Annotated in this window: 18 protein-coding genes; 9 read left to right on the forward strand and 9 right to left on the reverse strand. The window is 65.9% G+C overall.

Annotated elements, in window-relative coordinates:
• Positions 1-37: 37 nt before the first annotated feature.
• Positions 38-1,504 (reverse strand): esterase-like activity of phytase family protein, encoded by a 1,467-nt coding sequence (locus PU724_RS22045; protein WP_354423659.1) that lies wholly within the window; start codon positions 1,502-1,504, stop codon positions 38-40.
• A gap of 212 nt (positions 1,505-1,716) precedes the next feature.
• On the opposite strand from PU724_RS22045, the gene PU724_RS22050 reads away from it, so the two are divergent.
• Entirely contained in the window at positions 1,717-2,031 is a 315-nt protein-coding gene (locus PU724_RS22050) for a ferritin family protein (protein WP_127286181.1), read from the forward strand.
• A gap of 27 nt (positions 2,032-2,058) precedes the next feature.
• On the opposite strand, the gene PU724_RS22055 is transcribed toward PU724_RS22050, so the two are convergent.
• Positions 2,059-3,084, reverse strand: coding sequence for a LacI family DNA-binding transcriptional regulator (locus tag PU724_RS22055; protein ID WP_354423657.1), 1,026 nt, complete (start codon positions 3,082-3,084; stop codon positions 2,059-2,061).
• A gap of 196 nt (positions 3,085-3,280) precedes the next feature.
• On the opposite strand from PU724_RS22055, the gene PU724_RS22060 reads away from it, so the two are divergent.
• The 5 genes from PU724_RS22060 (at position 3,281) to PU724_RS22080 (ending at position 8,273) form a co-directional block, all read left to right on the forward strand.
• Entirely contained in the window at positions 3,281-4,309 is a 1,029-nt protein-coding gene (locus tag PU724_RS22060) for a Gfo/Idh/MocA family protein (protein WP_354423655.1), read from the forward strand.
• A complete protein-coding gene (locus PU724_RS22065; protein WP_354423653.1) occupies positions 4,306-5,214 on the forward strand; it encodes a sugar phosphate isomerase/epimerase family protein in 909 nt (302 codons plus the stop codon). The genes PU724_RS22060 and PU724_RS22065 overlap by 4 nt, the downstream gene beginning before the upstream one ends.
• Before the next feature lie 119 nt (positions 5,215-5,333).
• Positions 5,334-6,347, forward strand: a complete 1,014-nt coding sequence (locus tag PU724_RS22070) for a substrate-binding domain-containing protein (protein ID WP_127286432.1) — start codon at positions 5,334-5,336, stop codon at positions 6,345-6,347.
• An 85-nt stretch (positions 6,348-6,432) separates the two neighbouring features.
• Positions 6,433-7,230: an ATP-binding cassette domain-containing protein gene (locus PU724_RS22075; protein WP_127286431.1), complete on the forward strand. Its 798-nt coding sequence runs from the start codon at positions 6,433-6,435 to the stop codon at positions 7,228-7,230.
• Positions 7,227-8,273, forward strand: coding sequence for an ABC transporter permease (locus PU724_RS22080; protein WP_354423650.1), 1,047 nt, complete (start codon positions 7,227-7,229; stop codon positions 8,271-8,273). Before PU724_RS22075 ends, PU724_RS22080 begins: the two co-directional genes overlap by 4 nt.
• A 9-nt stretch (positions 8,274-8,282) precedes the next feature.
• Here the strand turns inward: PU724_RS22080 and PU724_RS22085 are convergent, their stop codons facing one another.
• The 3 genes from PU724_RS22085 to PU724_RS22095 form a co-directional block, all read right to left on the reverse strand.
• Entirely contained in the window at positions 8,283-10,964 is a 2,682-nt protein-coding gene (locus PU724_RS22085) for an ATP-dependent helicase (RefSeq protein WP_354423648.1), read from the reverse strand.
• 120 nt (positions 10,965-11,084) lie between these two features.
• Positions 11,085-12,338 carry a flavin-containing monooxygenase gene (locus PU724_RS22090; RefSeq protein ID WP_426213643.1) on the reverse strand — a complete coding sequence of 418 codons (1,254 nt, stop codon included), beginning with the start codon at positions 12,336-12,338 and terminating at the stop codon, positions 11,085-11,087.
• Between the two features lie 271 nt (positions 12,339-12,609).
• Positions 12,610-14,250 (reverse strand): helix-turn-helix transcriptional regulator, encoded by a 1,641-nt coding sequence (locus tag PU724_RS22095; RefSeq protein WP_127393396.1) that lies wholly within the window; start codon positions 14,248-14,250, stop codon positions 12,610-12,612.
• A gap of 250 nt (positions 14,251-14,500) precedes the next feature.
• Between PU724_RS22095 and PU724_RS22100 the strand changes: the two genes are divergently transcribed.
• On the forward strand, positions 14,501-16,813 hold the full coding sequence (locus PU724_RS22100; RefSeq protein WP_354423644.1) for a glucose/quinate/shikimate family membrane-bound PQQ-dependent dehydrogenase: 2,313 nt from the start codon (positions 14,501-14,503) through the stop codon (positions 16,811-16,813).
• An 8-nt stretch (positions 16,814-16,821) separates the two neighbouring features.
• Here the strand turns inward: PU724_RS22100 and PU724_RS22105 are convergent, their stop codons facing one another.
• Positions 16,822-17,259, reverse strand: coding sequence for a hypothetical protein (locus tag PU724_RS22105; RefSeq protein ID WP_354423642.1), 438 nt, complete (start codon positions 17,257-17,259; stop codon positions 16,822-16,824).
• 23 nt (positions 17,260-17,282) lie between these two features.
• Positions 17,283-17,429 (reverse strand): hypothetical protein, encoded by a 147-nt coding sequence (locus PU724_RS22110; RefSeq protein WP_189605959.1) that lies wholly within the window; start codon positions 17,427-17,429, stop codon positions 17,283-17,285.
• 336 nt (positions 17,430-17,765) lie between these two features.
• Between PU724_RS22110 and PU724_RS22115 the strand changes: the two genes are divergently transcribed.
• Positions 17,766-18,653 (forward strand): dienelactone hydrolase family protein, encoded by an 888-nt coding sequence (locus PU724_RS22115; protein WP_354423640.1) that lies wholly within the window; start codon positions 17,766-17,768, stop codon positions 18,651-18,653.
• 2 nt (positions 18,654-18,655) lie between these two features.
• Here the strand turns inward: PU724_RS22115 and PU724_RS22120 are convergent, their stop codons facing one another.
• A complete protein-coding gene (locus PU724_RS22120) occupies positions 18,656-19,600 on the reverse strand; it encodes an EamA family transporter (RefSeq protein WP_354423639.1) in 945 nt (314 codons plus the stop codon).
• Between the two features lie 90 nt (positions 19,601-19,690).
• On the opposite strand from PU724_RS22120, the gene PU724_RS22125 reads away from it, so the two are divergent.
• Positions 19,691-20,176, forward strand: a complete 486-nt coding sequence (locus PU724_RS22125; RefSeq protein ID WP_354423638.1) for an Lrp/AsnC family transcriptional regulator — start codon at positions 19,691-19,693, stop codon at positions 20,174-20,176.
• A gap of 100 nt (positions 20,177-20,276) precedes the next feature.
• Here the strand turns inward: PU724_RS22125 and PU724_RS22130 are convergent, their stop codons facing one another.
• On the reverse strand, positions 20,277-20,474 hold the full coding sequence (locus PU724_RS22130; RefSeq protein ID WP_126053941.1) for a hypothetical protein: 198 nt from the start codon (positions 20,472-20,474) through the stop codon (positions 20,277-20,279).
• Between the last annotated feature and the right edge of the window lie 18 nt (positions 20,475-20,492).

A 20,492-nucleotide genomic window follows, 5' to 3' on the forward strand; every position in this document is an offset into this window, starting at 1 on the left:
AGAAGGCGGACGCGCCGCGTCCGCCTTCTGTCCGCGGCTAGTTCGTGGCGAGGTTCGGCAGCGTCACCTGATAGACCAGGAACATGGTATCGACATCGGCGCCGTCCTCGGCCTTGTAGGGCGCGCCGACCTGGAAGCCGTCCTGAGTCAGGAAATCGTTGTCGTTGGCGACGAACAGGAAATAGTCGTCGGGCAGCTTGGGATCGAGCACGCTGACCAGCGACATCGCCTCCCACTTCTCCGAGAGATTGTCCTTGTCGTTCGGCTTGCCATTGTGCAGACCGAAGCGGCCAAGCTGGGCCTTGTCGTTGATGTCGATGAACGGCGTGACCTTGGCCGGGGTAACCGACGCATCGAGCACGCCCTTCGGCGCCAGCGGCTTGTCGGCGGCGTCGAACGGGCCGCCGGCGATGTCGGTCGCGCCGGACAGGTCGACGATGTTGATCTTTCGATAGAGCGACTCTTCGCCCTTCACGCCCTGGCCATTGCCGCTGTCGCGCGTCAGCATCAGGAAGCGGTTGCTGGAAAGCGCGACGATCTCACTCTGCGCCGCCACCTTGGTCTTGTCCTTGGCGTCCTTGAACACCGGCAACGGCACGACATATTCATGCGCCAGCTTGAGATGGGCGAGGTCGGATGCGTCATAGACCAGCGCCCTGGTGTTCTGGCGCGTCGAGCCGGAATCGCCGCCATCCTGGCGCGGCGCCGACTGCAGCACGGCGATCAGGAACTTGCCGTCCGGCGTCAGCGACATGCCTTCGAGGCCCTGGTTGTTCTGGCGGCCGGTCTCGGGATCCTTCGGATCGGGCTCGGCGGCGCCCGGGCCCGGATTGTCGGAGGCGAAGTTCGGCTTGCCGTGGCGCATCGGCACCAGGGCCGCCGGCGGCTGGGTGGCCGACATCAGGCGGCCCTCGGCCGAGAAGCGATAGATGTTCGGGCCGTACTCGTCGGAGATGAACATGCTGGCGTCGGGCAGGCGCACGATGGCTTCGTCATCCAGCGCCAGCTTGCCATTGTCGGCCTGCGGCAGGATCGGCATGTCGCCGGCGGCCGGGCGGACGCCGTTCAGCGGGTCGAGGCCGGTGGCGTCAGCGCCCTTGTCGTCGGTGAGCAGCAAGGTGTCGGCGAGCGTCGCCTTGACGCCCGACTGTTCCTGGCCGGCTTCGGGCGCGGCGCCCGGAACGGTCGGGGCAAGCTCGATCGAAACGGTGTTGAGGCGCGCCCGGTAGTCGGTGGTGCCGACGACGTTGTAGCCGCGGTCCGGCAGCAGCCAGAGCGAGCCCTTGTAGGCGTTGCCGTCGCGCGACCAGCCCTTGGTGTCGATCGCCATGCCAGAGCCCGAGCCGAAGGTCTCGCCGAACTTGTCCTTCTGGTTGGCAGGAATGCGGCCGACGCCGACCAGGCCCTTGTTGACATAGGCGACGCCATCGGCGAGCGCCGGGGTGAGGGCGGTGAACAGCGCAAGTGCCGCGCCAAATGCGACGGTCGGGTTGAGATGTTTCATGGATATCCCCTTGTGACAGAGCAGGCCGGAGCGGATGTCGCATCGACATGCCGCCGGCACCTTCCGCCAAGCGGTCTAGGACTCGAACATGATACCTGCGTGACAGGCCCGCGCCGGCGCGTGCCCCGGAACCATTTTCCAATCGCAACCGTTGCAGGCGAGCCCAGGCATCGCCTGCGATGGTCGGTCGAGCCATGGGCTCAGGAGGACAGATGGGTTTCGATCAGTATCACGAGCCGGCGGAGGAATTGACGCAGAAGGTGCGGACATTTGCCCGCATGATCACTTCGCTGATCGAGGAGGCGGAGGCGATCAGCTGGTACGAGCAGCGCATGTCGGTGGAAAAGGACGCGCAGGCGCGCGCCATCATGAAAAATGCGCAAGGCGAGGAGTTCAAGCATTTCGGCATGAATCTCGAATTCCTGCTGCGTCAGAAGAAGGACTGGCGGGCGGAGCTGAAGGAAATCCTGTTCACGACCGGCGACATCGTAAAGGCTGGCGAGAAGGGCGAGGAGAAAGTGGACTGAGGTCGGTGCGGCTACCCTCGGCGATTATCAGTCGCTCTCTCGCGCGATCAGTTCCAGCGGCCAGACCTCGCGCATGATGCGCGTGCCTTCCGGACCGGCGAAGGCGGGGAGCGATGCGAGCAGCATCTCGGCCAACCGCCGGCCCATGGGCTGCAGCGCCGGGCGGAAGGCGGTCAGCGCCGGCGAGAAATAGCGGCAGAGCGGCGTGTCGACGATGACCGTCACGGCGATGTCGTGGCCGGGTCTGATGCCCATCTCGGCCAGCGCCTTGCAGCCGCCGAGCGCCATAGCGTCGTTGTTGTAGATGATCGCCGTCGGCCGGTCCTTGGAGAGCATCACGCGCGGCGTTACCTGGTAGCCGCCGCCCTCGTTGATGAAGCCGTCGGCAATCAGGCCGGGATCGATCTCGATGCCGTGCCGCTTCAGGGCCTTGCGGTAGCCGTCGAGGAACAGGTAGCCGAAATTGAGATTGAGGGCAGGGCGGACCGCGGCGATGCGGCGGTGGCCGCGCGCCACCAGCCGGTCGACGGCGTCGCTGCCGGCCTTCTCGAAATCGAGGTCGAGGGAAGGGTAAGACTTGCCGCCGGAACGGCTGCGGCCGAGCGTGGCGAAGGGGAAGCCTCTCTCGGTCAGATAGTCGATGCGCTCGTCCTCGCGCCGCGTCCAGGCCAGCACCACGGCGTCGGCGCGGCGGGTCTCGACGACGCGGCGCAGGCGCTCCTGTTGGTAGTCGCCCGGCGCGCCCATGACCACGATCAGGTCGAGGCCGCTTTCGGCGAGCCTGCCCTGCAGGCCGGTGAGGAACGGGATGAAGAAGGGCTCGCCATATTGCTGGTCGCCTGGATGCGGCTGCAGCATGAAGGCGATCGAGTGGGTGGCGCCTTGCCGGAGGCTGCGGCCGGACTGGTTGGGCGCGTAGTTGAGCTGCTTGGCGGCTTCCAGCACGCGCTGGCGTGTGTCGGCATTGACATCGGCGCGGCCGTTCAGCGCCCGCGACACGGTGCCGATCGAAATGTTCAGGTGACGCGCAAGGTCGTGGATGCTGGACGCCAAGGACGGTTCTCCCCCTGCCTTGGCTAGCACTGGCTGCCGCTCAGGCCAAGGCTTTGGGATGATTTTCGCAAACAGCCGATTGACATTCTACGCTATCGGGTGTGTTCTCGTAAACGTTTACGGAAAAACGTTTACGGTGCTGCCGTGGATGCCGTGACGATCGGCCTGGAGGGGTCGAGCGGAGGAGGAGCGCTGGATGAAGGTCGTCCTGGCCGGCTGCGGAGCGATGAGCAGGCAGTGGCTCGATGCCGCGAGGCAGATCGACGGGCTGACGATTGTCGGCCTTGTCGATCTCGACGCCGAGCGGGCGCAGGCGAGAGCGCGCGAATACGGGCTTGCCGGGGCCGTCATCGGCACCAGCCTCGATGCCGTCCTCGATGAGACCAAGCCTGACGCAGTGTTCGACGTCGTCGTTCCCGCCGCCCGCCGTGACGTTGCGCTTTCGGCCTTTGACCACAATTGCCATCTGCTAACCGAGAAGCCGCTCGCCGACAGTCCGGAAAATGCGCGCGCCATCATCGAGGCCGCGCGCCGGGCGGGGCGCGTCCATGCCGTCGTGCAGAACCGCCGCTACGTCGCCAATGTCCGGCGCATCCGCCGCTTTCTCGACTCGGGCGCCATCGGCAAGCCGACCAGCATCCATGCCGACTTCTTCGTCGCGCCGCATTTCGGCGGCTTTCGCGAGGAGATGGCCCATGTGCTGCTGCTCGACATGGCGATCCACACCTTCGATGCCGCCCGCTACATGGCCGCCGGCGAGCCGGCCAGCGTCTACTGCCAGGAGTGGGAGCCGGCCAGTTCCTGGTACCGGCAGGGATCGTCGGCGAGCGCCGTCTTCGATTTCGGCGGCGGCAAGGTCTTCACCTATGCGGGCAGCTGGTGCGCCGACGGCTTCCGGACCAGCTGGGAAGGGAGCTGGCGCATCGTCGCCGAGCGCGGCAGCCTGCTCTGGGACGGCTTTGATGGGCTGAAGGCGGAGGTTGTCATTCCGGGCCGCGACGGTCTGTTCGACAAAATCCAGCCAATCGAGGTGCCGCCACTCGACGTATCCGACCGCGTCGACGGCCATCTCGGCATCATCAGGGATTTCATGCACGCGATCGAAACCGGCACCCAGCCGGAAACGCGCGGCACCGACAACATCAACAGCCTGGCCATGGTCTTCGGCGCGATCGAAAGCGCCGAGACCGGACGCCGCGTGGCGATCGCCAGGGATGCGCAATGATGCCAAACCCGCTCCTCGACATCAGGATCGGCACCATGGTCAGGGCCAATCTCGACGACCCGGCCGCCTACATCAAACAGATCCTGCCGCTCGGCTTCGAGAGCATCCAGCCCTTCTTCTGGCAGACGCTGGGCGGCAAGGACCTGCCGCGGCTCGCCGGCCAGATCCGCGAGGCGATCGGCGATGCCGACGTCACCGTCTCGTCGATCGGCGTGTTCGGCAATCCGCTGGAGAGCGGCGAGGTCGATCGCGGCGTGCTCGCGGCCTGGGAGACGGTGATCGACCATGCGCATCTGTTCGGCGCTTCCACGGTCAGCGGCTTCACCGGCCGTATTCGCGGCAAGCCGCTGACCGACAGCCTGCCGCGCTTCCGCGAGGTCTGGGGGCCGCTGGCGAAGCGCGCCGCCGACAAGGGCGTGCGCATCGCCTTCGAGAATTGCGCGATGGATGGCAACTGGGCCAGCGGCGACTGGAACATCGCCCACAATCCGGATGCCTGGGAGCTGATGTTCAACGAATTGCCGGATGACAATCTCGGCCTCGAATGGGAGCCGTGCCATCAGTTCGTCTACCTGATCGACCCGATGCCGCAGATCCGCAAATGGGCGCCGCGCATCTTCCATGTGCACGGCAAGGACGCCACCGTGCGCTGGGACGTCATCCGCGAGCACGGCGTGTTCGGCCGGCTGCCCTTCGTGCAGATGCGCACGCCGGGCTTCGGCGACAGCGACTGGACGCGGGTGATCAGCGAATTGCGGCTGGCCGGCTACAAGGGCGCCATCGACATCGAGGGCTGGCACGACCCTGTCTATCGCGACGACCTGGAGATCACCGGGCAAGTGCGGGCGCTGGATTATCTCAAGCAATGCAGGGGAGGTGCCAGCTACCTGCCAAATCCGATGTGAGGCCAAAGTTGATGTGAGGATTGGCCGGCGGGAGGAGCCGGCCGGCCAGTTTTGCGGCGCACTGCCGAAGCGAATGTCGAAAACCCTCGCTTGGCGAGGAAACAAAGGGAGGAACGTGCATGAGCATCGCGTTTAGAACGACACTTCTGCGCACGACCGTCGTGGCCGCAGCCACGGCGCTTGCCGCCGCCATCTCCACCTTGCCGGCGCAGGCGCTGGATGCCCAATGGTGCAAGGACGTCCACATCCGCTTCTTCGTCGGCGGCGCAGAGGGCGACGCCTTCGGCACCATCGTCTACAATGGCGCCAAGCAGGCGGCCGCCGATCTCGGGCCCAAAGTCGACTACATCTTCTCGCAGTGGGACTCCGAGAAGATGGTGCAGCAGTTACGCGAGGCCGTCGCCGTGAAACCCAACGGCATCGCCATGATGGGCCATCCGGGCGACGCCGCGATCATGCCGCTGGCCGAGCAGGCGCACAAGGACGGCATCAAGATGATGTACCAGAACGTTCCGGTGCCGAAGGTGGTGGAAGCGTTCGGCGGCGGCTATGTCGGCGCCCAGCAGGAGCAGCAGGGCCGTGCACTCGGCGCCGAGGCCATCAAGCTCGGCAAGCTCAAGTCCGGCGACAAGGCGATCATGATCGGCCCGTTCGAGAACGAGGCCCGCGGCGCGCGAGAGCGCGGCACGGTGGCCGTACTCAAGGAGGCCGGCATCAGTGTCATCCAGCTGCCGTCACCGCCGAGCGGCGAATGGGCATCCGACCCCAATCTGGCGATTCCGGTGATCACAGCGGCCCTGCTCAACAACCCTGATATCAAGGCGGTCGGCTATCCCGGCGGCCAGATGCTGGGCAATGTCGCCACCTACATGCAGGCGGCGGGAAGAAAGCCCGGCGAGATCTTCAATTTCGGCTTCGACACCAGCCCGCAGATCGTCGAGGGCTTCAAGGGCGGCTGGGTGCAGCTGACGGCCGACCAGCAGCCGTTCCTGCAAGGCTATCTGCCGATCCTCAGCCTCTGCCAGCAGGTTGTGCTGGGCCTGGCGCCGATGAATGTCGACACGGGCGCCGGCTTCGTCACGCCGCAGAATTACGAGATCGTCGCCGAGCTGGCCAAGCAGGCGCTGCGCTGACCTCCCAAGCCGTCGGCCGGGATTTCGCCCGGCCGGCGGCCCCGGCGAGGAGACCGGCAAGACAGACAATCCGAGCGAGGATCGCATGGGCGAACGCATCATCGAACTGCGCGACATCAAGAAGTCCTATGGCCAGGTCTATGCGCTTGGCGGCGTCAACCTCAGCGTCGACCGCGGCGAGGTGGTCGGCCTGATCGGCGACAATGGCGCCGGCAAGTCGACGCTGATCAAGATCCTGTCAGGCGTGGTCAAGCCGACCAGCGGCGAGATCCTGGTGCGCGGCAAGCCGGTCAGCGGATGGAGCGCGGCGCGCTCGCGCGATGCCGGCATCGAGACGGTGTTCCAGGACCGGGCGCTGGCGGTGCAGCAGACGATCGTGCGCAACATCTTCATGGGTCGCGAACTGACCAGCTGGATGGGCTGGCTGAAGGTCAACAAGGAGATCGAGGAGGCAAGCCGGCTGATGCGCGAGATCGGCTTCACCTCGAAAGTGTTCACGCCGCACTCGATCGTCGGCCAGCTTTCGGGCGGCGAACGCCAGGGCGTGGCGATCGCGCGCGCCATCTACAAGCAGGCGGAGCTGATCATCCTCGACGAGCCGACGACGGCGCTGTCGCTGACCGAGACCGCCAAGGTCTTCCACTTCGTGCGCCAGGTGCGGGCGAGCGGCCGGTCGATCCTGTTCATCGGCCACAACATCCACCACGTCTTCGACATTGCCGACCGCTTCGTGGTGCTCGACCGCGGCAAGGTGGCGCTGACCGCCGACCGCAGCCAGATCAAGTCGGCGGAAGATCTCATCAACTTCATGGAAGACGTGGCGCATCCGGGCGGCCTGCCCGGACTGCACGAGGCGGGCGAAGCGGAGCAGGGAGCGCGATGAGCAAGGCCATGGAACCCGATCTGCAAACTCCCATGGGAAGAACAAGCGGCCAGGCGGGCAAGGAATGGAGCCATCCATCCGACCACTGGCTGCGCGGCTTCGTCATCGACAACCGCGCCGCGCTCGGCACGCTCGGCGTGTTCATCTTCATGATGGCGGTGTTCATCATCGCCAATCCGACGGTGTTCACCACCTGGTATCTCTACAGCTCGGTACTGACGACGCTTCCCGTTGCGCTGTTCGTGGTCGTGCCGCTGGTCTTCGTCGTCACCTGCGACGAGATCGACCTGTCGTTCCCGGCAACGATGGGTTTTGCCTCATGGGTCTTCGCACTGGTCGTGCAGGCCGGCTACGACCCGTTCCTTGGCATCGCCGCCGCGCTGGTCACCGGCACGCTGCTCGGCTTCCTGGTCGGATCGCTGGTCGTCTATGGCGGACTGTCGTCGCTGATCGCCACGCTCGGCATGAATTTCCTGTTGCGCGGCCTGATCCAGATCATCAACGAGGGCAGGTCGATGGCGCTGACCGGCCTTGCCGACAGCTCAGCCTACAAGATCTTCTCGAGCCAGCTCTGGGGCATCCCGGTGCAGATCTTCTGGGCCATCGCCTTCGTGGTTTTCTCGGCGCTGCTCTACAACCGCCACCGCTTCGGCGCGCAGGTGAGGGTGGTCGGCGACAATCCGGACAGCGCCAAGCAGATGGGCATCGACGTCAAGCGCGTCAAAGTCAAGGTGTTCGTCTTCACCGGCATCGGGGCGGCGATCGCCGGCACCTTCTCGGTGATGATCAACTTCACCTGGTGGCCGACGGCCGGCGACGGCTATCTGCTGCCGGTGCTGGCCTCGGTGTTCGTCGGCGGCACGCCGACCTGGGGCGGCATCGGCACGGTGGTCGGCGGCGCGATCGGCGCGGTGACGGTGTCGTTCATCCAGACCGGCGTGGTGGCGGCAGGCCTGAGCGGCTTCTACGTGCAGTTCTTCAACGGGCTGATCATCATCCTGTCGCTGCTCGGCCATAAGTGGAACCAGGCGAGGTATCGGTGAGGGAATTGCTCACACGCCGGTGACAAAGCCGTCCAGCACGCGTTTCTGGCCGGCCTTGTCGAAGTCGATGGTGAGCTTGTTGCCTTCGATTGCGGAAATGTTGCCGTTGCCGAATTTCTGGTGGAAGACGCGGTCGCCGACGCTGAAGGCGGACGGCTTGTCGGCGACGGACTTGGCGACCAGTTCGCCGTCGATGGTGCGACCCTTGACGCTGGTGCGGCCGGCGCCATAGCCGCTATCGGTCTCGCCATAGCCGATGCGCTCGACCTGGTGGCCGGAGCGCGTGCCCCAGTTGCGATCGGTGGCCTCGGTGCGGTTGGCCTGCGCGCGCTGCCAGCCCGGCGTCGAATAGGTGTTGGAGAAGGATTTTTCCTCGCCGATATTGTCGAAGCGCGAGGCGCCGTAGGGGTTCTGCCGGCCGCCGCGTCCGGAGGCGAACGAGCCGCCGCCGTAGCTGTTGCCGTAGCCGCCATAGGAGTTGCCGCTCTCGGCGACCTCGACATGGGTTTCCGGCAATTCGTCGAGGAAGCGCGACGGGATCGTCGATTGCCACAGGCCGTGGATGAGGCGGTTGGAGACGAACCAGATGTGCAGGTTCTTCTTGGCCCGCGTCAGGCCGACATAGGCGAGGCGGCGCTCCTCCTCCAGGCCGGAACGGCCGCCTTCGTCGAGCGCGCGCTGGTGCGGGAACAGGCCTTCTTCCCAGCCGGGGAGGAAGACGGTCTCGAACTCGAGACCCTTGGCCGAATGCAGCGTCATGATCGAGACCGCATCGAGAGACTCGCTCTGCTCGGCCTCCATGACCAGCGCGACATGCTCGAGGAAGGCGCGCAGCGATTCGTACTCCTCCATGGAGCGGATCAGCTCCTTGAGGTTTTCCAGCCGCCCGGGCGATTCGGCCGAGCGGTCGTTCTTCCACATGTCGGTGTAGCCGCTCTCCTCCAAAATGGTCTCGGCGAGCTCGGTGTGCGGCGTGGTCTCCAGCGCCTTTTGCCAGCGCTCGAAATTCGCCGCGACCTCGCGCAGGGCGGCGCGCGGCTTCGGCTTCATCTCGTCGCTTTCGGCGAGGTTGCCGGCCGCTTCCAGCATCGGGATGCGCAGCGCCCGCGCCGTGTCGTGGATCTGGCGGATCGTGGCTTCGCCTAGCCCACGCTTCGGCACGTTGACGATGCGCTCGAAGGCGAGGTCGTCGCCGCCATTGGCGACGACGCGGAAGAAGGCGAGCGCGTCGCGGATTTCCATGCGCTCGTAGAAACGCGGGCCGCCGATGACGCGGTAGCTCAGGCCGAGCGTGATGAAGCGTTCTTCGAAAGCGCGCATCTGGAAGGATGCGCGCACCAGGATCGCCATGTCGTTTAGATTGTGCTTCTGCCGCTGGTAGGCCTCGATGGTCTCGCCGACGGCGCGCGCCTCTTCCTCCGAATCCCAGGCGGCATGGACATGCACCTTATCGTCCTCGGGATCGTTTCGGTCGGTGAACAGCGTCTTGCCGAAGCGGCCTTCGTTGAAGGCGATAAGATGCGAGGCCGCGCCGAGGATATGCGCGGTCGAGCGGTAGTTGCGTTCGAGCCTTATGATGGTGGCGCCTGGGAAATCCTTGTCGAAGCGCAGGATGTTGTCGACTTCGGCGCCGCGCCAGCCATAGATCGATTGGTCGTCGTCGCCGACACAGCAGATGTTGACGGTGGCCGGGCGGGAATTCCCCTTGAGGGGAGGGCGGCCGGGCGAAGCCCGGTCGGGTGGGGTCCTCGCGGCAGTGCTCGACGCCCCTGTGCTCGATGACCGGGCGGTGCCTTCTGCGGCGACCCCCTCCGCCCGCTTCGCGGGCACCTCCCCCTCAAGGGGGGAGGATTGCGGCCGCTGCGCCAGCAGGCGCAGCCACATATACTGCGCGGTGTTGGTGTCCTGGTACTCGTCGACGAGGATGTATTTGAAGCGCCTGTGGTAGTCCTTCAGCACATCCGGATAGGCGCGGAAGATGCGGATCGGATGGCAGAGCAGGTCGCCGAAATCGCAGGCGTTCAGGGTCTGCAGCCGCTCCTGATAGGCCTTGTAGAGCTCGCGTCCCTTGCCGTTGGCGAAGCTGCGGGCGTCGCCCTCGGGGATGTCGGCGGGGCCGAGGCCCTTGTTCTTCCAGCCGTCGATCATCTGCGCGAACTGCTTGGCCGGCCAGCGCTTGTCGTCCAGTCCCTCGGCCTGGATGAGCTGCTTGATCAGACGCACGACATCGTCGGTGTCGAGGATGGTGAAATCGGATTTCAGCCCGGCGAGCTCGGCGTGACGGCGCAGCAGCTTGACGCCGATCGAGTGGAAGGTGCCGAGCCACGGCATGCCCTCGACATTGCCTTCGCCGATCAGATGGCCGATGCGCTGCTTCATCTCGCGCGCCGCCTTGTTGGTGAAGGTGACGGCGAGGATCTGCGAGGGGAAGGCCTTGCCGGTGGCGAGGATGTGGGCGATGCGGGTGGTGAGCACGCGCGTCTTGCCGGTGCCGGCGCCGGCCAGCACCAGAACCGGGCCTTCCGTCGTTTCGACGGCCAGCCGCTGCTCGGGGTTCAGCCCCTTCAGATAGTCGGGCGCGCTGTTCTGGCCGCTGCGGGCGGCCATGGCGCGCGCGGCTATGCCGGACGGGGCCGCGGGCCGCGCATTCGGTTCGTCAAAAAAGGGCATGTCTTCCGAAAAGCCGGACATTGCCCCCGAATGTAGTGATTCGGCAGCGAAAGGCCAGAAGTGTCTACGTTTTGTTCTGGTTTGGCGACACGATTGCCGGGCGTGGTGGCTTTCCAGCGCCCGGCAAGCGCCTCGAAGCGCTTATCCGGCGGCTGCCCGCATGCGCTCGCCTATCTTGTCGGCCACGTAGCCGGCATCGCGCGCCGCGCCGTGGATCATGGTGGAGGAGGTCGAATGCTGGAAGTGCAGGCCGCAGACATACAGTCCCGGCTCGCCTTCGACGGCGCCGCGATACTGCTTCACCCGGCCGGTGTCGTCGAAGATCGGCAGCTTGATCCAATCGAGCCCGGCCCGGAACCCGGTGCACCAGATAATGTTGGCAACGTCGAGAAGCTGGCCGCCGTCGAGCAGCGGCTTGCCGTCGCGAGCACCGGCGACGCGAGGGACCCGGCGGACGCCGGCGGCGTCCAGATCCTGCGGCTTGACCCGGATCAGCGGCAGGCCATGCGACAACTGCTCCGGCTTGGCCCTGCGGCCCATCGGCGTGTCGACGGTGAGCAAACGGTGGAAAACGATGCGCAGGACGACCGGCAGGACCAGACGCATCGCGAAATAGCCATTGTAGGCGACCGGGATGTGGCCCGGATGGCGGCCCGACAGCCACACCTGATGCGTTCGCGCGACATCCATGGCGATTTCCGCACCGGAATTGCTGGCGCCGACCAAAAGCACGCCACCTGCCTTGAGCTGTTCCGGGTTCTTGTAGGCGACCGAATGCAATTGCCGGATCGACGGATCGAACGACGCCGCGAAATCCGGAATTTTCGGCTTCTGGTAGCTCGAGGCGGCGGCGACGACGTGCCTGGCAATGTAGCGGGTCTGGCCTGATGTGACGACGTAGCGCTCGCCGGAGCGGGTCACCTCGTCGACCTTGACGCCGGTGCGCACCGGCAAGGCAAACCTTCTCGCATAGGCCTCGAGATAGTCGGCCATTTCGTCCTTGGTCGGGAATGAATAGCGCGCGGCGGGGAACGGCATGCCGACCAGACTGTCGAAGCGTGCCGGCGTGAAGAGGCGCAGCGAATCCCAGCGCGAGCGCCAGATATCGCCGACGCGTTCGCGGCCCTCCAGGATGACGAACTTCACCCCCTTGCGGGCGAGGTGATAGCCGACGGAAAGGCCGTTCTGGCCGGCGCCGATGACGACGACGTCGACATGTTCTTCCCTGAGCGCGGGCCGCGTCTCGTCGCCTGATGATGGATCGCTGCCGGTTGCCTGCAGCGCATCGGCCTCCAGGTGCATGAAGGCCGCGCCCTGTTCCAGCAGGGCGCCGGCGCGTTCCCTGGTCTCGGCGATGCGGATATTGTGACGGCCGCGCAGGGTCATTGCCTGCATCGCGGCCGTTCCGGATATCGAAGTCGGGTTCATGATCGCTCCATCTGGTTCGTCACTGGCGGACCAAAAATAAGGGAACGGCGCCGCGGCGCTTCGGGGAGACACCTCACGAGTCAGAAAAATGCGATGGGGATTTTTCCCCATGCCGCTAGAGCGGTTCATCGTTTCACGGAAACGCCGAACCGCTCTATCTCTTTGTTTTGACGCAATTCCGGACGGAAAACCGTTTCACACTTTTCCTGGAATTGCTCGAGGTCAGAAAATCGTTGCGTCAGAGCAGGCCGTTCTGAAAGCCGTAGGCTGTGGCAGCCGCGCGCGAGTTGACCGCCAGCTTGTCGAATATGTTGCTGAGATGCCGGTCGACGGTCTTTTCGCTGAGACCTAGGTCGGTTGCTATCGTCCTGTTGGTCTTGCCGGTGGCGACAAGGCCAAGAACTTCGATCTCGCGCCGGGTCAGCCCGTGCGAAGGCAAGCTCGTCGGCCGGGTCAGTGCGGCGACCCGGGCGAGGTCGGGCGCGGCGCCGAGGCCGGCAAAAACCGTACGGGCGGCATCGAATTCGAGCTCGGTGCCGTCTTCGTCGCCAAGCATGCGGCAGGCCTGCCCTGCAAGCACGCGCAGCCGCGCCTCGAGATAGGGAGCGCCGGCACGCTGCCAGGTCGTCAGCGCGGCGCGGAAATGGCCGAGCGCGGTCGCGGCGCTGCCTTCGTGCAAGTCGATCTCGCCTCTCGCCTGCGAGGCCATCGCCGCCAGGATGTCGGTCGCGAAACGGCTGGCGATCGCTTCCAGCTCCTGGCAGGCGTCGCGTGCCTCCTCGATTGCGCCGGCGGCGATCATGATCTCGACCAGGGCCGGCAGCAGGCGGGCGCGGCCGAGTGGAGCCTTGGTCGTGGCGAGCACGCGGCGAAGGGTTGCCGCAGCCTGTTCGGCCCGGCCCTGCGCCAGCCGCAGCAGCGCCATGCCGGGCTGCGGTTCGAGCCCGAGCCTGCTGGCAGTGCGGTAGAGGTCCTCGGCGGCGGCGAACTCGCCGCGCAAGCGATGGATTTCGGCCTCCTGGTAGGCCGCGCCCGCCGCCGCCTCGCTGGCGGTGGTATGGGCCAACGACGTCGTCGCGCGGCGTGCCTCGGCGATCGCGTCCTGCCAGGCGCCGTTCAATTCCATGATCTCGGCGCGGTGCAAAAGGCAGACGCCGTTGAACTGGACAAGCTGCGGCTGCGTTCCGCACCAGTTCGACAGCGCCTCGGTCCATTCGCGCGAGCGGTCGAGCGCATAGACCTGCCGGCATGCGGCGATGAGGTTGCAGTAGATCAGGCCGGTGACGATGGGCGAGAGCTTTCCGTCGACGGCCGGCAGCATGGCCTCGTCGAGCGAGGCGATGCCTTCGTCGATCCGGCCCTGCCGCACCAGTGCACGGCCGAGATAGCATCTGGCGAAGGCGACGAGGTCGATATCGCAACAGCGCTCGCCGATCGCCAGGGCCTGGCTCGCCAGCGGCGCGGCGGCCGGATCGTTACCCGTCATGAGTTCCTTCTGGGCCGCCAGCAAGATCAGATAGCCATGCGCCGCGCATTCGCGACCGAAGCCGTCGGCCAGGCGCTGGGCCTGCTGGATGCAGGCCGTCGCGTGGCCTTCCTCGCCGAGGGCAAGAAGCCGGAAGCCGCGAAAGAACGCCCAATACGCCGCCCGGTCGTAACGGCCCGCCTCGACATAGGCCTCGAACAGACGGTCACCGGCGACCTGGCTGTCCTGATCGCGGTCGAGCATGGCGGCCGACCAGAGCTGTCGTTCGAGATCGTCCGGGCCCAGCGGCGCGATCGCGTCCGTGGCCTGCAGAAGCGCGAACGCATCCGCCCATGCCCGCTGCGCGTAGGCGTGGCGGGCCTTTTCAAGCAACGAGGCGGCGTCGGCCTTCATCGGCAAAGCATAGCATCGCCCGATTGCCGGCAGAAGAATGGCGACCGCCAGGCTTCGTCATTTCGACGTGAACGGCAGGACCGAGCAATGCGCGCGACATCGTTGGATATTGTCCTGCTAATTTGACACCTCGCGCGAGCGGGCAGAAAACTACGGCGGCGAGGTGAAACAGACTCGAAAGCGCGTTACGGTTGCATTTGGCGACGGCGGTTTCCGGACGCTCGCCTGCTGCGCCTGAAGGAGTGTCGTCATGGCAACCATCCTCACCGCCGTAATCCTTGCTCTCATCGGTCTGGTTCTTGGCGGCGGCGGCATCCGGTTGGTGATGCTCGGCGGCAGCTGGTACTACGTCATTGTCGGCCTTGCTTTCCTAATCACCGCCTGGCTGCTGTTCCGGCGCAGGTCGACAGGACTTTGGCTCTATGCGGCGATCGTGATCGGCACGCTGTGCTGGGCGGTGTGGGAAGCCGGCTTCGACTGGTGGGATCTGGGTCCGCGCGGCGGCGTCATCGTGCTTTTGGCGCTGTGGCTGCTGACACCATGGGCGAGGCGAGGGCTCACCGGTCCCGATGGACGCGCGCCGCTGATCCTGGCGGTGCTGGCCTCGCTGGCCGTGGCCGGCTATTCGATGACCGCCGATCCAAAGGACATTGCCGGCGAACTCAGCGCCGACAAGGTGACGCCGACGGCCGATCTCGGCGGCAACGTGCCGGAAGGTGAGTGGCACTTCTATGGGCGCACGCCCTATGGCCAGCGCTATTCGCCGCTCAACCAGATCACCGTGGACAACGTGGCTTCGCTGCAGCCGGCCTGGACGTATCGTACTGGCGACGTGAAGGGTCCGGACGACATCGGCGAGACGACCTATCAGGTGACGCCGCTGAAGATTGGCGATGCGCTCTACATCTGCACGCCGCACAATTTCGCCATCGCCATCGATGCCACGACCGGCAAGGAGAAATGGCGCTTCGACCCGAAGATCAAGCTCGATCCCAACCGCCAGCACCAGACCTGCCGCGGCGTGTCCTATTATGCCGACGGCAAGATCGCCGCCGGCCAGCCGTGCGCCGCGCGCGTCTATCTGCCGACCTCCGACGCGCGGCTGATCGCGCTCGACGCCGCGAACGGGCAGGTGTGTGCCTCCTTTGCGGAGGGCGGCACGCTGAACTTGCTCGCCAACATGCCGTATCCGAAGTCGGGCTACTACTATTCGACCTCGGCGCCGCTCATCGTCGGCGGCAAGATCATCGTCGGCGGCGCGGTCAACGACAATTATTCCACGCAGGAACCGTCGGGCGTCATCCGCGCCTTCGACGTCGACAGCGGCGCGCTGCTGTGGAACTGGGATTCCGGCAATCCGGACCAGACGACGCCGCTGCCGGCCGGCCAGACCTACACCAACAACTCGCCCAACATGTGGTCGACGCCGAGCACCGACGAGAAGCTCGGCCTGCTCTACGTGCCGCTCGGCAACCAGACGCCGGACCAGCTCGGCGCCGGGCGCAGCGCCAATGTCGAGAAATTCTCGTCCTCGATCACCGCGCTCGACCTCAACAGCGGGCAGGTGCGCTGGGTGCGGCAGACCGTGCATCATGACCTTTGGGACATGGACGTGCCGGCGCAGCCATCGCTGGTCGACATCACCACGTCGAGCGGCGTCGTGCCGGGGCTGGTCGGGCCGACCAAGCAGGGCGATCTTTACGTGCTCGACCGGCGCAGCGGCGAGCCGATCATTCCCGTCAAGGAGGTGCCGGCCCCGGGCGGCGCGATCGAGGGCGACCACACCTCGCCGACGCAGCCGGAATCGGACCTCTCCTTCAATCCGAAGCCGCTGACCGGCGCCGACATGTGGGGCATCACCATGTTCGACCAGCTGGCCTGCCGGATCGAGCTCAAGGGCCTGCGCTATGAGGGCCGCTACACGCCGCCATCCGAGCAGGGCTCGCTGGTCTATCCCGGCAATTTCGGCGTCTTCAACTGGGGCGGCGTGGCAGTCGATCCTGTCCGGCAGGTGATGTTCGGCATGCCGACCTACCTGGCGTTCAAGTCGCAGCTCATCCCGCGCGACCAGGTGCCGCCACCGGACGAAGGGCGCGGCAGCGAACAAGGGCTCAACCGCAACGAGGGCGCGCCTTACGCGGTGGTGATGGGGCCGTTCCTGTCGCCGCTCGGCATCCCTTGCCAGGCGCCGCCATGGGGTTTTGTGGCCGGCGCCGATCTCAGGACCGGCAAGATCGCCTACAAGCACCGCAACGGCACCGTGCGCGACATGACGCCGCTGCCGCTGCCGTTCAAGGTCGGCGTGCCTGGCATTGGCGGGCCGATGATCACCGCCGGTGGGGTCGCGTTCCTGGGGGCGGCGGTCGACGATTATCTGCGCGCCTATGATCTGACGACCGGCAGGCAGCTTTGGAAAGCCAGGCTGCCGGCCGGCGGCCAGTCGACGCCGATGACCTATACGGTCGCCGACGGCCGCCAGTTCGTGGTCATCGTCGCCGGCGGCCACGGCTCGGTCGGCACCAAGCCGGGTGATTATGTGATGGCTTACGCTTTGCCGAAGTGAAGGCCTGTTCAGAGCCCGAGGTGGCCTTTGAGGCCCGGCACCGAGCCAAGCACCTGATTGGTGAGATCCGGGCCGGCGGCGGCTTCCGCTTGCTGGACCAGCGTGGCGCCGGCCTTTTGAATCTGGGCCATGTCGAGGCCGGAGGCCTTGAGCGCGGCGATACCGTTGATCAGCGCGCCGGTCTTCTCGCCGAGCACGCCGCCAAGCGCCCCCTGCAGCGACGACAGCAGGCCGCCGCCCGAGCCGCCGGATGCACCTGCGGCCATGACATCATATTTCCGGGCCAGCGCATCCGCGCCGGGGATCTTGGCAAAGAAGCTCGAGGCGCTGGTGCCCTCCGCCTCGTGCTCGAGCACCGAAAAGATGGTGCCGACGACCTTTTCCGTCACCGCCTGGTCGAGGCCGGCCTTGGCGGAAACGGTGTTCACGATGTCCTGAACGTCCACGGTCTTCCCCTCGGTGTTGGCGCTTAGTTGCCGGATTTCGCGCGGCCGGGCCGGCGTTGCTCGCTTCTGACTTTGACCGCCGCCCGGCTGAGGGCCGCGGATCGCAGCGCCAGGAGGGCCGCGCTGGCCAGCACGAGCGCGCTTGCGACGATCGGAGCGGACAAGGTCATGAGCGTTGTTCCTTCTCTTCAGGCATCGCCGTGGCAGGCGAAGCCGATCTCAGCTTCCCCTTATATTGTGGCAACGCCATCAAGATTTGCCGAAATGACCAAAATGTGATGGGGCCCCGGACGGGCCGCCCGCCTTTGGATTGCGTTGCGCCTAATTTTTATGGTCCTATTCAACAGCTTATGGCCCATTTCTCATACCGGAGCCGATGTTTGCCGCAAGCAGGTTGCGTCGCCGCCGCCCGACCGTGCCAGGCTCTCCGCATCACCCAGCCGTGAATGGACCAAGCGCCTTCCAACCCTATCTTGCCCGGTGGGGGGACAGTCGAGGAATGAGCCATGACCACAGCCGCCGCCGAGCCCGTCATCACCCAGGCGATGATCGATGCCTATGATGAATACACGCATCTGACGCTCGACCGGCGCCGTTTCATGGAACAGCTGACGAGGCTTGCCGGATCTGGCGCGGCAGCCGCCGCCATCGTGCCGTTGCTGGCGGCGAATCCCGCCAGGGCGGCGATCGTCGCCGAGGACGATCCGCGCGTGAAGGGTGAGGACATCACCTATCCCGGCAGCGGAGGCGAGATGAAGGGCTACCTGGTCGAGCCGGCCGACCGGTCCGGCAAGCTCGGCGCCGTCATCGTCATCCACGAGAACAGGGGGCTCAACCCGCACATTAGGGATGTGGCGCGGCGGGTGGCGCTGGAAGGGTTCGTCGCGCTGGCGCCGGACTTCATGTCGCCGCTCGGCGGCACGCCTGAGGATGAGGACAAGGTGCGCGAACTGTTCGCGACGCTCGATCCCGCGCAGGTCGCCGCCAACGCCGTGGCGACGGTCGCGTTCCTCAAGGGCTACAAGGACGGCAACGGCAAGGTCGGCGCCGTCGGTTTCTGCTGGGGCGGCGGCGCAGTCAACACGCTTGCCGTCAATTCGCCGGATCTGAGCGCAGGGGTCGCCTATTATGGCATGCAGCCGAAGGCCGACGACGTACCGAAGATCAAGGCCGCGCTGCTGCTCCACTATGCCGGCCTGGATGCGCGCACCAATGCCGGCATCGATGCCTTCAAGAAGGCGCTCGACGCGGCGCATGTCGAGTACGCGGTCTATGTCTATGAGGGCGCCAACCATGCCTTCAACAACGACACCTCGGCGGCTCGCTACGACAAGAAGGCGGCCGACCTCGCCTGGGGCCGGACGGTCGCTTTCCTGGAGGAGAAGCTTGCCTAGCCTTATGGCGCTCGTTCCGGGGCTGGCTTGTGCAAGGCGACGCCGGCCACCACCAGCGCGATGCCCAGGCAATCGCCGAGGCTGGGAACCTGCCTCAGCACGATGATACCGATCAGTGTCGCGCTCAGCGGCAGCAGAGACAGCATCAGCGCGAAGCTGGCGCGCGGCAGCCGCGCCATGGCGAGTTGATCGCAGATATAGGGGATGACCGAGGAGCAGATGCCGACGCCGATGGCGGCGATGAGCAGCGACGGCGCGGAAAAGGCCGGCAGCGCCTCGGTGAAGCCGATGGGCAGCACGACGAGGAAGGCGATCGTCATTGCCGCGCCCAAGCCGGCAATGCCGGCGCCCGCGCCGGACGCCGCGACGCGGTGGCCGAGGACGATGTAGCCGACGAACAGCGCGCCGTTGAGGAAGGCCCAGAACAGGCCGACCGGGTCGCTCGACCATTTGACATCGATCAACAGCAAGGTGCCGGTGACGGCAATGGCGAGCGCCGCGAGATTGCGCGGGCGGCGCAGGCCGACGAGCGCGACGCCGATGGTGCCGACGAACTCGATCGCCGCGACCAGCGAGATCGGCAGGCGGTCGAGCGCCAGATAGAAGGAACAGTTCATCACCGCCAGGCAGGCGCCGAAGGCGACGAGCAACAGCCGTGTCGGCCGGTCGGCGCGGGCGAAGACCCTCCATGGCCGGGTCAGCGGCGCGAAGACGAGGGCGGCGGCGGCGATGCGCAGCCAGGCCATGCCCAGCACGCCGACCTGGGCGAAAAGCAGCACCGCGAAGGCCGGGCCCAGATAATGGAACACGGCGCTGACGCCGAACCACAGATGTGGCGGCAGCGCCGTCGCCAAGGTGGAAAGGGCAGGGCCGGCAAGGCTTTGGCTGGCGCTGTCTGGCTTGTCGAGGGCGGGGTTTGCCGCCGAGGCTTGCGCTTGATTTCTCATGCGATCACTATCGCAGGCGGATCGCGCGGTTTATATGGATGTCCGTTGGCTCTTCCAGCCAAGTTATTCTTGAAAGCAAGGCAGACTACCTTGAAACGCCTTCGAAACGAAAACGTGGACCTCGATGCCGCCGACCTGAAGCTCCTGCGCCTGCTCGAAAAGGACGCGCGCACCAGCACGGCCGAGCTGGCGCGCGCCGTCGGCCTGTCGGCGCCGAGCGTGGCGGAGCGGATCAGAAAGCTGCAGGAGAACGGCGTGATCGAGGCCTACACGGTCAGGATCAATCCGGCCGCGCTCGGCATGAAACTGTCGGCATGGCTGCGCATCCGGCCGGTGCCGGGTCAGCTTGCCGTCGTCGCCGACATCATCCGCGAGCTGCCGGAAATCGCGCAGTGCGACAGGGTGACCGGCGAGGACTGCTTCATCGCGCTGGCGCATGTCGGCTCGATGGCAGAGCTCGAACGGGTGATCGACAGGATCATCCCTTACGCGATGACCAACACGGCGATCATCCAATCGTCGCCGGTGGCGCCGCGCTCGCCGCTGGAGCGGTTCGGCGCCTCTCAGAATCGCTGACCCGCTCCAACTATTTGTTTTGACGCAATTCCGGACGGAAAACCGCTACGCACTTTTCCTGGAATTGCTCCAGAGGCCGCAACCAGGGATCGGCAGTAGGTCAGAAATGCCCGCGCTTCAGCCGCGCCTGCTTGAGGATGGCGCGCCAGCGGATCATGTCGAAGGGGATCGGCTCGTTGTTGTTGGCGATGTGGAAGATCTCGTTGTTGACGTTCTTGAGCGAGCGCCAGAAATCATAGTCGGTGATGCGCGGATCGGCCGCCAGCCGTTCCACCTCGACCTTGATGTCGGTTTTCATGCACGTTCCTCGAACCGC

This window comes from Mesorhizobium abyssinicae (genome assembly GCF_049887195.1).
In the GTDB taxonomy this organism is placed as follows: Bacteria; Pseudomonadota; Alphaproteobacteria; order Rhizobiales; family Rhizobiaceae; genus Mesorhizobium; species Mesorhizobium abyssinicae.